This window comes from Pantoea anthophila (genome assembly GCF_026104315.1).
GTDB classification, from domain to species: Bacteria; Pseudomonadota; Gammaproteobacteria; order Enterobacterales; family Enterobacteriaceae; genus Pantoea; species Pantoea anthophila.
Map to the genome: position 1 here is coordinate 351,562 of NZ_CP110471.1, position 13,191 is coordinate 364,752.

Here is a 13,191-nt window from a genome sequence, read left to right on the forward strand (position 1 = left end):
GTTTATGTTTACCGGCCTGTTGGCGTTTCCAATAACCCCGGTTACCGCCAGCGGCGTGGATGAAAGGGGTTTCAGCCATATTCTTTCACGCCTCACTGAAGCGAGGGTTGACTCTGTGGGCGTCCTTGGTTCCACCGGAAGCTACGCCTATCTGACCCGGGAGCAGCGCAGGCGTGTGACAATTGTGGCAAAACAGCATGCCGGAAACATCCCTGTTATGGTGTGTGTGGGGGCTGTCAGCACCGATACCATTCTGCATCTCGCAGATGATGCGCAGGCAGCCGGCGCAGATGCCCTTTTACTCCCGGCCGTCAGTTACCAGCCACTCCGTGATGAAGAGGTCTTTTCATTATTCGAAACCGTAACCCGGCACGTGTCTGTACCGGTTTGCATTTATGATAATCCCGGCACGACTCATTTCACCTTTACGGATGAACTTCACGGCCGTCTCGCATCACTTGAAAAGGTGCATTCGGTCAAAATACCCGGCGTTCCTGACAGCCCGACAGCAGCGACTGAGCGAGTGAGTGCATTACGTCGACATCTGCGTCTGGGGGTGGCCATCGGTGTCAGCGGAGACGCTTATGCCGGGCTGGGATTAAATGCTGGCTGTGAAGTCTGGTATTCAGTGTGTGGTGGTTTATTTCCGCTGATGGCTAAACAGATTACTGAAGCCGCAATGGCGAAAGATTATGAGCTTGTTACTACCCTGACAACGCGACTGGAACCTTTATGGGCTCTTTTCCGTAAATATGGAGGCAGTATTCGCGTCATGTCTGCAGCAGCAGGCATATTAGGACTGACCGACATGGATTGTCTGCCCCGGCCTCTTCAGCCGCTACCGGCAGGAGCTATTGCGGATATTGCCGGGGTAATGAACGCACTGGAACTCAGGTAATCCTGAAAGGGATCGGGTCTTCAAACACCCTCTTTGCCTGACACTAAACACAACTGCTCGCCTGCCGGGAAGCCGTGACTTGGCAAGCCGTCAGCCTGAAGCACTGAACAGCGCGCAATAAAAAAGCCCGCGCAGGGTGACCCGCGCGGGCTTTTCACATCAGGACGCGATTACAGCGCCATGTCGTGTTTGGCTGAAGGCGCTGCCTGCTCAGGCTGAGCCGCTGGCGCCGGTGCTGATTTGCCATCCATGTTGATCACAGGCGGCGTGGTCAGCTGCAGGGTTGCCGCAGTGTCATTCCAAACCTGCTGCAGCAACGGCACGTTGTCGTTCAGCTTCTGGCCATAGCCAGGGATCATTTTGTGGATCTTGGCCTGCCACTCTGCTGACTTAAACTCTTCCGGGAACAGTTTCTGCATCACGCTTAACGCGATCGGAGCAGCGGTTGACGCGCCCGGCGACGCACCCAGCAGGGCTGCGACAGTTTTCTGCTGATCGGTCACAATTTCTGTACCCAGTTTCAGCACGCCACCTTTCTCAGCATCTTTCTTGATGATCTGAACACGCTGACCGGCCTGAATCAGTTTCCAGTCCTCTTTCTTCGCGTCCGGATAGTACTCTTTCAGCGCGTCGAAGCGATCTTCATCACTCAGCATCACCTGACCAATCAGGTATTTCACCAGGTCAAAGTTATCGATACCGACATCGGTCATTGGCACGATGTTATGGGTCGTGGTGGTGCTCAGCAGGTCAAACAGCGAGCCGTTTTTCAGGAACTTGGTAGAGAAGGTTGCAAACGGTCCGAACAGCACGACGCGCTTGCCATCCAGATAACGGGTATCCAGATGCGGAACAGACATCGGTGGTGCACCGGTGGAAGCCTGACCATAGACTTTCGCCAGGTGACGATTCGCAATCGCGCTGTTTTCGGTCACGAGGAACGAGCCGCCAACCGGGAAGCCCGCGTAGTTGTCTGCTTCCGGGATGCCGGTTTTCTGCAGTAACTTCAGCGCGCCGCCACCGGCACCGATGAAGACATATTTCGCATCGACCGCGCGCTCGCTGCCATTTTTGACATCTTTAATGGTGACGTGCCAGGAGTTGTCGCCGTTGCGCTTGAACTCGGTAACTTCAGATGAGGTTTCCAGACGGAAGTTGTTATTCTTCTTCAGGCTGCCGATCAGCTGACGGGTAATTTCACCGTAGTTAACATCGGTGCCGACCGGGGTCCAGGTTGCCGCGACTTTCTGCTGCGGATCACGACCTTCCATGACCAGCGGCGCCCACTGTTCGATCTGCTTGTGATCGGTGGAGAATTTCATGCCCTGGAACAGCGCGGTTTTCTGCAGTGCAGCATAGCGCTTGGTCAGGAAGTCGACGTTGTCGCCCCAGACAAAGCTCATGTGTGGTGTAGAGTTGATGAAAGAGCGCGGATCGTGCATCACGCCCTCTTTGACCTGTGCGGTCCAGAACTGGCGTGAAACCATAAAGGCTTCGTTAATTTCCAGCGCTTTGGACACGTCGATAGAGCCATCTTTACGCTCAGGCGTGTAGTTCAGCTCCATGTTGGCAGAGTGACCAGTACCGGCGTTGTTCCAGCCGTTTGAGGATTCCAGCGCCACGCCATCCAGCTTCTCAACCATGATCTGTTTCCAGCCAGGCTGCAGCTCTTCCAGCATGGTGCCCATGGAGGCGCTCATGATGCCGCCGCCAATTAACAGAACATCGGTTTTTTCTGGTGAGGTTTCAGCGTGAAGTGCGGATGAAACTAACAGGGCCGCAAGAGACAGCGCGGGAATAACTTTTTGTGAATTCATCATTTTAATCTACAGCTCGGACCGTACTGGTTAAAAAAAGTCCTCAAAGTTTAAAATAATGTTATTTACGAGTTAATGCGAAATTAGTTATAAAATTAAAAATAGCAATTTAGCCTTAATTTAATTACAAAAGGCTTACTTTATTGAGCGATTATTTTAACCACACATTAAGGGGGTCCTTTGAATTATACAATCCCCTAACACAAATATTCTTACTGAAACCGACGGCGGTCAGGCCGCTAAAACTGTACTGATGCGGCGAGTTAGCGTATGTTTCCCGGCGATCTCCCATCCGTACTGAAAGCCTATGACAAGCCAACCACAGAACCGACACGCCGTGACGAAACGACCCATGAAACTCAGTACCCTGACCACACTGATGATGACCGCGGTTATCTTCACCGTACTGCTGGCTGTCCATCTGCTCTATTTCGTTCAGATCGATAACTTTGCCCAGTCGCACCTGAAAGATAAGGCGATGGCGGTCGCCCGAACGCTGGCGGACAGCCCGGAAATTCAGCGGGGATTGCTGTTGCCTGACGGCAGCAGCCAGATCCAGCCGCTGGCTGAGGCGGCGCGTAAACGCAACGGCCTGCTGTTTGTGGTGGTGACGGATATGCGCGGCATTCGCTTTTCGCATCCCAATGCTGCGGTGATCGGCAAGCACTTTGTCGGTAACGATATCTATCCCACCCTGAGCGGTCGGGAGAATGTGGCGGTCAATCATGGTGTGCTGGTGGAAGCGTTGCGGGTCTTTACACCTGTGTTTAACGCGCAGCATCAGCAGATCGGCGTGGTGGCGATCGGCATTGCGCTGAATGATGTGGCGGCGCAGATTGCGAAAAGCCGCTGGAACATCGTCTGGACCAGCCTGTTTGGCGGCGTGGTCGGGCTGCTGGGTATCCTGATTCTGGTCCGGCGGCTGAAAACCATCCTGCTGGGCCTGGAGCCACACGAGATTTCCAGTCTGTTTGAGCAGCGCCAGGCCATTCTTAACTCCATCAAAGAGGGGGTGATCGCGGTAGACGATCACTCCCGCGTCAGCCTGATCAATCAGGCCGCGCAGCAACTGCTGCATGAGACCACACAGAAAACGCCAGCCAGCGGCGATCTGATTGCTGAAGAGAGCGTGATGCACCGCCACCAGCAGGATGCGCTGCATGCCGGGAAAGCCTGGTATGATGAAGAGCTGACGCTGGGAAATCGCATCCTGATCACCAACACTGTACCGGTGCGCAGCCGTGACCGGATTATCGGGGCGGTGACCACCTTCAGGGACAAAACCGAGATCAGCCAGCTGATGCAGCGTCTGGACGGCATGGTAAACTATGTAGATGCGTTGCGTGAGCGGTCCCATGAATTCATGAACAAACTGCATGTCATTCTGGGCCTGCTGCATATGAAGAACTATGCGCAGATGGAAGAGTACATTCTCAAAACCGCCAATGCCTATCAGACGGAGATCGGTTCACTGCTGCAGAAGATCAAATCGCCGATCATTGCCGGTTTCCTGCTCAGTAAAATCAACCGGGTTACCGATGAGGGCCATCAGCTGATTATCGATGAGGCCAGTTTTTTGCCTGACTGCGGCAGTGAGGAGCAGAGTGCGGTACTGATTACGGTGCTGGGCAATTTAATTGAGAATGCGCTTGAGGCGCTCGACCCGGAGACCGAGGGTGAAATCCACCTCATGCTGCACTATCAGAATGGCTGGTTAGCCTGCGAAGTGAGTGATGATGGTCCCGGCATTGATGCCGCGCAGCTGAACACCATCTTTGAACGGGGCGTCTCCACAAAGGGTGAGGATCGCGGTGTCGGACTGTTTCTGGTCAGACAGCAGACCGAAAGCCTGGGGGGTAGCGTCAGCGTCGAGTCAGAACCCGGCGTCTTTACCCAATTCTTAGTACAACTTCCGTGGGAGAGAGGAATGATTACCCAATGATTAATGTGTTAGTTGTCGATGATGACGCCATGGTCGCGGAGCTGAACCGCTGCTATATCGGGCAGATCCCGGGATTTACCTGCTGCGGAACGGCCTCGACGTTACAGCAGGCGAAAGAGCGGCTGGCCCAGGCCGAGCCGCAGGTGGATCTGATTCTGCTGGATATCTACATGCAGCAGGAAAACGGTCTCGACCTGCTCCCGGAGCTGCGCAGCGCAGGCCGTCCTGTTGACGTGATTATTATCTCGTCCGCTGCCGATGCCGCCACCATCAAAACCTCACTTAACTACGGGGTGGTCGATTACCTGATCAAACCTTTCCAGTTTTCCCGGTTTGAAGAGGCGCTCACCGGCTGGCGACAGAAGAAGTCGCTGATGGATAATCATCAGTTTTACCAGCAGTCAGACGTGGACCAGCTTCTGCATGGCAACCCGCCGGGGGCCAGCGAACAGAAACGCCTGCCGAAGGGACTGACGCCGCAGACGCTGCGGACGCTCTGCCTGTGGATCGACGCCCATCCGGGGACCGAGTTCTCGACCGACGAACTGGCAACCGAGGTGAATATCTCCCGCGTCTCCTGCCGCAAATACCTCATCTGGCTGGCGCAGATCAATATTCTGTTCACCAGCATTCACTATGGCGTCACCGGTCGCCCGGTCTACCGCTACCGCCTGCAGCCGGAATATCACACCCTGCTCAAACAGTACTGTCAGTGAACCAGCCGGTAATCGTCATCCAGCAGCTGAAACGAAAAGTGACGTTGTGACGAACAGATGACCCGCCTGTCGCGGGTCACAAACAGGGCTTCAATACCCGGTTTGTCCGCCAGACAGGCAATGCCCTGTTCCACGCCCAGACCGTATAGCAGCGTGGTGTAGATATCGCCATCCAGCGACCGGTCAGAAATGACGGTAACGCTCAGCAGTTCGTTATCCAGCGGGTACCCGGTGCGCGGGTCCAGAATGTGGTGATAACAGATCCCGTTCAGCTCGAAGTAACGTTCATAGATGCCGGATGTCACCACGGAGCGATTGTTCACGCCAATCACGCCGATCAGCTCGTCGGCTGCGCCAAACGGTTTTTTCAGTCCGATTGCCCACGCCTGTTCATCAGGGGGTGCCCCCACGGTCTGCACGTTGCCACCCAGATTGATCAGCGCATGGCTGACCTGCTGCTGACGCAGAAAGGCCTGCACAAGATCGGCGATATAGCCTTTGGCGATGGCCCCCAGGTCAATCTCCATGCCCGGTCTGGCCAGCATTACGCTGCGGGCGTCGGCGTCAAGAATGACCTCATGGGGATCGATGAGCGCCCTGCGAGCCTGAAGCTCCGCTGGTGACGGCACGCTGTGCCCCTGAAAGCCGATTTTCCAGCACTTCACCAGTGGACCGATCGCCAGATTAAACAGGCTGTCGGGCAGCAGGCTCACCGCATGCGCGCAGGCGATAAGATCGAACACCGGCTGGCTGACCACCACCGGATGCTGCCCTGCTGCATGGTTGATCGCCATCACCTCAGACGTGGCGCGGTTCACGGTGAAGAGATTCTCCTGCTGTCTGATGAGCCGGAAAACCTGTGCGGCCAGGGTCTGATTGTCTTCGAAGAGTTTGAGCAGGATGGGCGATCCCATCAGGACGGCGGAGTAAGCATAGACACGCGCTTCAGTTAACATAGGCGACTCTGCTTCAGAATGGGAAAACCGGCACCCGCCAGAGGCGGATGCCGGAAAGGACCGTTAACGTCGGGCGTAAGCGGCGGCATTACCACCGGCCAGAATACCAAAGATGATGATATCGGCGACGGCGTTCCCGCCGATACGGTTCGCGCCGTGGATACCGCCAACCACCTCACCACAGGCCCAGGCACCGTTGATTACCTGTTTCTGAGTGTCCAGCACCGCTGTCGTGGTGTCGATGGTCACGCCCCCCATGGTGTGGTGAACACCCGGTGCGATACGAATCGCGTAGAAGGGGCCTTCACTCAGCGGGTGACGCAGCGCGGTCTGACGACCAAAATCTTCATCTTTCTGCTGGATAACAAAGTTGTTGTAACGGGCCAGTGTCGCTTCCAGGGTGTGATGTTCGCCCATGTTAAGTTTCACCGCCAGCTCCGCCACGGTAGGCGCGCTGATGACAAAGCCTTTAGCGATATACTCGTCGGCCGCTTTGTTATTCATCCGCACCTGTTCGTCAAACACAATCCAGGCGCTCTTCTCAGGCAGGGCGATAATCTGCGCCGAGACTTTGTCGCGGGTCTCCATTTCATTATAGAAGCGCTTGCCCGCCTGGCTGACCAGGATAGCACCGCCGCCGCGAATGGATTCAGAGACCAGATAAGAGGTGGTCTGCTCCACCGTTGGGTGAATCTGGATCTCACCCATATCCACCGTGCCCGCGCCGATTTTCTCCAGCATCGCAATCCCGCTGCCGGTAGCGCCTTTATGGTTAGTGGTGACAAAGCCATCGAGTTCAGGACGGTATTTCACCACCAGCTCGCGGTTGGCACTGAATCCGCCGGTCGCCACAATCACGCTTTTCGCGTAGAGGATGCGGCTGTCGTTGTATTCATCGACCACCTTCACGCCGGTGACCGCGCCATTTTCATACAGGATTTCTGCGACTGAGGTCTCCAGCAGGACTTCGATGTTACGGCTGTTGATGTTTTTCACCAGACCGCTGATCAGGAAGCCCCCCACCGCGGAACGGTCAGCCGGACGGTGAGTCCGGTCAATGCTCATCCCGCCGGTAATGGTAATGTCGTTGAGTTCGATTCCGTGGTTAGCCAGCCATTCGATCGCTTCCGGTGCCAGATCCACAAACTCACGCAGCAGCACCGGGTTGTTTTTGAACTGACCGCCCTTCAGCGTCTCTTCATAGAACAGCTCTTTGCTGTCCTCGATGCCTTTGAGTTTCTGGAAGCGGGTTTCGGCAGCATTCATACCGACCGACGCCTTGATGGTGTTACCCCCAATGGTCGGCATCTTCTCGATGATGACGACGCGAGCGCCCTCGTCGTGCGCCTGAATCGCCGCAGCCAGACCTGCCCCGCCACTGCCGACAATCACCACATCGTAATTCTGCGGTGCATTCGGGTTGCCCCCCTCTTCAATCACATGCGCTTTGCTGGAGGTGGTCATGGCGCGTGAAACCGCTTTTTTCAGCGCCTCACTCTGGGTGGTTGCGCCGGTAATGGCGTCGACGTGCGGGCTGTTTGCTACCAGAATGCGGTTACGCAGGCTTTCAAACGTGGTGGTGAAATCGACATCCAGGGTGTCATCCGGCACCAGTGAAATGTCGGTGATACGGTCCGTGTCGAGCGTCACGTTGATTTTCAGCTTCAGCGCTTCTGCTTCCACTTTTTCCTGATAAACGCCCGCTTTGTATTTACGGCCCGATTCGCTCATGTCGCGGATCATCGCGTCGACCAGCGAGAAGCGCCACAGCGGTTCCGGGATCTGCAGCTCTTCGCGTTTGTTGCTGTCGATATAGAGTTCAAGGTGCTCGTTGTTGATGATCCGGTCAGCCCAGTTCGGGTAGGCAATACAGGCTTTACCAATCGCCACCAGATCGTAGCCTTTTTCCAGCGCCATCTCGGCATCGGCCCGGTTTACAACGCCGCCGACGCCAATCACCGGCACTTTTGCCAGTTCAGGCGACCGCATGGCGAGGTACTTCTCGATCAGCGGCGTCGGGTCCTGGGTATCCACAATCGACGGACGCAGCAGCTGGCCCACAGAGAAGTGGACATAATCCAGGCCACGCGCGGCCAGTTTTTCCAGCAGATAGAGGGTGTCGTCAAAGCGAATGCCGGGCACTTCGATCTCTTCAGGCGAGAAGCGATAGCCGATGATGAAGGAGTTGTGGGCGAAGCGTTCCGCCATCTTGTGGGTGATTTCCAGCACTTCCAGCGGGAAGCGGGCGCGGTTGTCGCGGCTGCCGCCCCACTTGTCATCGCGCTGGTTAGAGTTGGGTGAATAGAACTGCTGGATCAGATAGGTATTGGCGCCATGAATTTCCACACCATCGAAACCCGCCTTGATCGCACGGTTCACCGCATCACCAAATTTGGTGATCATGGTGTCGACTTCTTCTGCGCTGAGCGCCAGGGGTTTGGTGGCACCTTCTCGCGGAGCCGCGATGGCGCTCGGCGCAACCGGGGTTTTCCCGCCAATCAGCTCCGGCTCGACCATACGGCCGCCGTGATAGATCTGTAAAATGGCGGTAGCACCTTCAGATTTGATCGCGTCCGCAATGCGTTTCAGACCGGGGATTTTATTGTCGCTGTCGATGGCAATGGCACCCGGAAAGGCCGGGCCGCGGTTATCGATAAAGCAGCACTCGACAATCACGGTTCCGATGCTGCCTGCCCGTGCGCGATAGTATTCAACCAGTTCACTGGTGACCGTGCCGTCATAGAAACCGGTACAGGTGGTCATCGGGGCCATCACCAGTCGGTTTTTTAACACGGCGCCATTTGGCAGGGTCAGTGGATTAAGGATGGGAGTGAGTGTATTCATTGCGATAAACTCCAAGATTTAAAAGTCTGGAAATTTTTTAGCGGACGCAAATTATCGCTTAATTAAGTGGTCCGATGTCATGCTGTTAATATACGCCTTTCTTTGCTTACGTAAGCTATAAATTTACTTATTTAACTTTTAAAGCATCTGGAGTTTTTATTTGCTGAATGGCGGAACTAAAGTTATATTTATTGTTAATCAAGGGTAACCAAAAATCAACCATTTGTTTACATTGAAATAAGATCATTCATTATCATAAAGTTATGTGATATCTTCCTGCTTTTCCGCCCTGCTCAATTGTTGACCCGCTTCACAAAAGTGTCAGAATGCCGGTGGCAGAAATATAAATAGAAAATAAATGTTAAAAAATCGCGAATAATGAATTAATTTCTTTGATCTGGATCAAAATTTATATTTGCAGAAATCGCATCATATTTACAGGCTTTTAAAAATGCTGCTCAATCCTCAGGCAGCGGATTAAAAAAATCAGTGCATCGCGGTTTATTCACACTGTCAAGAATAAGAACGAAATTCATCAGTGAAGGTCCGGGGCGCAAATCGTATTCTTCTTAACTTGCAGATAAAACACTATGAAAACACTCTCAGCTGTAACTGAACCCCCAAAAGCCGCACCTGCGGGTGCGGGGAAAAAGAAAGCGATCATGCTGGCTCTGCCGGTGCTGGTGGCCGTGCTGCTGTTACTGGTGCCGACACCTGCGGGCCTTGAACCCTACGCCTGGCACTTCTTCGCCATCTTCGTCGGCGTCATCGTCGGCCTGATCTTTGAACCCCTGCCCGGTGCCGTGATCGGCCTGACGGGCGTTGTCGTCATCGCGCTGTTCAGTCAGTTCCTGCTTTTCAGCCCGGCAGAGCTGGCTAATCCGAAATTCAAAGTCGCCAGTGAATCCTTTAAGTGGGCGGTCAGCGGTTTCGGTAACTCCACGGTCTGGCTGATCTTCGGTGCCTTTATGTTCGCCGCAGGGTATGACAAAACGCAGTTTGGTCGTCGCCTGGCGCTGATCCTGGTGAAATATCTGGGTCGCCGCAGCCTGACGCTGGGTTATGCCATCACCTTTGCTGACCTGTTGCTGGCACCCTTTACCCCGTCAAACACCGCGCGCAGTGGCGGCACCATCTATCCGATTATCGCCAACCTGCCTCCGCTCTACGGCTCTAAACCGAATGACCCAAGCGCCCGCAAAATTGGTTCCTATCTGATGTGGGTCGCCATTACCGCCGCCTGTATCACCAGCTCTATGTTCCTCTCTGCACTGGCACCCAACCTGCTGGCCCTGGCGCTGGTGAAAAGCATCATCGGTTTTGATATCTCCTGGGGCATGTGGTTCCTGGCCTTCCTGCCGCTGGGTCTGCTGCTGATTCTGACCATGCCGCTGCTGGCTTACTGGTTCTATCCGCCTGAAGTCAAAATCAACGATGAAGTGCCAAAATGGGCGATGGCTGAACTGGAGAAACTGGGCAGACTGACCCGCAATGAGATCCTGCTGCTGGTGTTCGTGGTCTGCGCCCTGCTGATGTGGATCTTCGCGACCTCGTGGATTGAGCCCGCCCTGGCGGCACTGCTGGTCGTGGTCCTGATGTTGTGGACAGGGGTGCTCAGCTGGAACGACATCACCAGCAATAAACCCGCCTGGAACACCTTTGCCTGGTTCGCTACCCTGGTGGCGCTGGCGGACGGTCTGGCTCGCGTCGGTTTCATCACCTGGTTAGGTAAAGAAGGTGGCATGCTGCTGCAGGGCTATGACCCGCAGATTTCAGCCGTCGTCCTGTTAATCGCCTTCTTCCTGCTGCACTACCTGTTTGCCAGTACCACCGCGCACACCACTGCGCTGTTACCGGCCATGCTGACCATTGCCGCCTCGATTCCTGGCATCAATATGCCGGTCTTCTGCCTGATGCTCTGTACCTCTCTGGGTGTGATGGGCATCATCACCCCTTACGGCACCGGCCCAAGTCCGATTTACTACGGCAGCGGTTATCTGCCGACTAAAGACTACTGGCGTCTGGGTACCATCTTCGGCGCTATCTTCCTGGTCTCCATGATGGTGATTGCTTATCCGTGGATGGTGTGGATGTTCTGACGGATACAACATGCAGATCAACGCGTTATAAGATACCATTCCTGCACTTCCCCGCGGCACCCGCGGCGGGGAAGGATAATAAACGATTAATTCGCCTATGATGTTGCGCCCCGCAGCCTGCTCGCGGTGGTTCAGCCGGTCATTAAGTGAGAAAAAATGTCGAACAAACCTTTTGTCTATCAGAACCCTTTTCCGCTGTCCCACGAAGAAACCGAATACTATCTGCTGAGCCGTGAGCATGTCTCAGTCGCCGAATTTGAAGGTCAGGAGATCCTGAAAGTTGACCCGCAGGCGCTGACGCTGCTGGCTCAGCAGGCCTTCCACGACGCCTCTTTTATGCTGCGTCCGGCTCACCAGCAGCAGGTTGCCTCAATCCTTGCTGACCCGGAAGCCAGCGACAACGACAGATATGTCGCCCTGCAGTTTTTACGCAACTCTGAGATTGCCGCCAAAGGCGTGCTGCCAACCTGTCAGGATACCGGCACCGCTATCATCATGGGTAAAAAGGGTCAGCGCGTCTGGACCGGCGGCGGGGATGAGGCCGCGCTGTCGCAGGGTATCTATAACACCTACATCGAAGATAACCTGCGCTACTCCCAGAACGCCGCACTGGATATGTACAAAGAGGTGAACACCGGCACCAACCTGCCTGCGCAGATTGACCTCTACAGCGTGGATGGCGACGAGTACAAATTCCTCTGTATTGCCAAAGGGGGCGGTTCTGCCAACAAAACCTATCTCTATCAGGAGACCAAAGCGCTGCTGAGTCCCGGCAAGCTGAAAAATTACCTGGTGGATAAGATGCGCACCCTGGGCACGGCTGCATGTCCGCCGTACCATATCGCATTTGTTATCGGAGGCACCTCAGCGGAAAGCACGCTGAAGACGGTTAAGCTCGCCTCGACCCACTACTACGATGGTCTGCCGACCGAAGGCAACGAACATGGTCAGGCATTCCGTGATGTGCAGCTGGAGCAGGAACTGCTGGAAGCCGCGCAGAAGCTGGGTCTGGGCGCACAGTTTGGCGGCAAATATTTCGCGCACGACATTCGCGTGATTCGCCTGCCGCGCCACGGTGCCTCCTGCCCCGTCGGCATGGGCGTCTCCTGCTCCGCTGACCGTAACATCAAGGCGAAGATCAACCGCGAAGGCATCTGGATTGAGAAACTGGAAGCTAACCCGGGCCGACTGATCCCGGAAGCGCTGCGTCAGCAGGGCGAAGGTGAAGTCTTACAGGTTGATCTGAACCGTCCGATGGAGCAGATTCTGGCGCAGCTCTCCGCCTACCCGGTCTCTACCCGTCTGTCTCTGACCGGCACCATTATTGTGGCGCGTGATATTGCGCACGCGAAGCTCAAAGAGCGTATCGATAACGGTGAAGGGTTGCCGCAGTACATTAAGGATCACCCGGTCTATTACGCTGGCCCGGCCAAAACGCCTGAAGGTTACGCCTCCGGTTCACTCGGCCCGACCACCGCCGGACGCATGGACTCCTACGTGGATCTGCTGCAGGCACACGGCGGCAGTAAGATCATGCTGGCAAAAGGCAACCGCAGCCAGCAGGTGACGGATGCCTGTCACAAGCATGGCGGTTTCTATCTCGGCAGCATCGGCGGCCCGGCAGCGGTGCTGGCGCAGCAGAGTATTAAGAGTCTGGAGTGCGTGGAGTATCCGGAGCTGGGGATGGAAGCGATCTGGAAGATTGAGGTCGAGAACTTCCCGGCCTTTATCCTGGTCGATGATAAAGGTAACGACTTCTTCCAGCATATTGAGCGCGCGCACTGCGCGAAATGTGTGAAGTAAGAGATGCGTTAAGTTATGAAAAAGCCCCCGGTTTCGGGGGCTTTTTTTTGAAGATCTCAAAGGAAAAGCTGGCTGTGGTAGCGAGCCTGCGCAGGGAACGGGGTCAGATCGGAAAG

8 protein-coding genes are annotated in these 13,191 nt (G+C 55.1%); 5 read left to right on the top strand and 3 right to left on the bottom strand.

Annotated elements, in window-relative coordinates:
• Window positions 1–4 precede the first annotated feature (4 nt).
• Window positions 5–898, top strand: coding sequence for a dihydrodipicolinate synthase family protein (locus OJ965_RS01680; RefSeq protein ID WP_265135367.1), 894 nt, complete (start codon window positions 5–7; stop codon window positions 896–898).
• A 170-nt stretch (window positions 899–1,068) separates the two neighbouring features.
• Here the strand turns inward: OJ965_RS01680 and mqo are convergent, their stop codons facing one another.
• Window positions 1,069–2,718: a malate dehydrogenase (quinone) gene (gene mqo, locus OJ965_RS01685; RefSeq protein ID WP_046102922.1), complete on the bottom strand. Its 1,650-nt coding sequence runs from the start codon at window positions 2,716–2,718 to the stop codon at window positions 1,069–1,071.
• Window positions 2,719–3,022: 304 nt separating this feature from the next.
• Here mqo and OJ965_RS01690 point away from each other — a divergent pair, with 304 nt between their 5' ends.
• Together OJ965_RS01690 and dcuR are read left to right on the top strand one after the other, a co-directional pair.
• Window positions 3,023–4,657: a sensor histidine kinase gene (locus OJ965_RS01690; RefSeq protein ID WP_071987833.1), complete on the top strand. Its 1,635-nt coding sequence runs from the start codon at window positions 3,023–3,025 to the stop codon at window positions 4,655–4,657.
• A complete protein-coding gene (gene dcuR / locus OJ965_RS01695) occupies window positions 4,654–5,373 on the top strand; it encodes a two-component system response regulator DcuR (RefSeq protein WP_058957816.1) in 720 nt (239 codons plus the stop codon). The genes OJ965_RS01690 and dcuR overlap by 4 nt, the downstream gene beginning before the upstream one ends.
• Here the strand turns inward: dcuR and OJ965_RS01700 are convergent.
• Entirely contained in the window at window positions 5,367–6,329 is a 963-nt protein-coding gene (locus OJ965_RS01700) for an FAD:protein FMN transferase (protein WP_058957815.1), read from the bottom strand. The two genes, dcuR and OJ965_RS01700, sit on opposite strands and share 7 nt — an antisense overlap.
• A 63-nt stretch (window positions 6,330–6,392) precedes the next feature.
• A complete protein-coding gene (locus OJ965_RS01705; protein WP_265135368.1) occupies window positions 6,393–9,173 on the bottom strand; it encodes a flavocytochrome c in 2,781 nt (926 codons plus the stop codon).
• A gap of 590 nt (window positions 9,174–9,763) precedes the next feature.
• On the opposite strand from OJ965_RS01705, the gene OJ965_RS01710 reads away from it, so the two are divergent.
• Both OJ965_RS01710 and fumA read left to right on the top strand, forming a co-directional pair.
• Window positions 9,764–11,272 carry a DASS family sodium-coupled anion symporter gene (locus OJ965_RS01710; RefSeq protein WP_033736769.1) on the top strand — a complete coding sequence of 503 codons (1,509 nt, stop codon included), beginning with the start codon at window positions 9,764–9,766 and terminating at the stop codon, window positions 11,270–11,272.
• Window positions 11,273–11,428: 156 nt separating this feature from the next.
• Window positions 11,429–13,075: a class I fumarate hydratase FumA gene (gene fumA, locus OJ965_RS01715; RefSeq protein ID WP_009093034.1), complete on the top strand. Its 1,647-nt coding sequence runs from the start codon at window positions 11,429–11,431 to the stop codon at window positions 13,073–13,075.
• Window positions 13,076–13,191 lie beyond the last annotated feature (116 nt).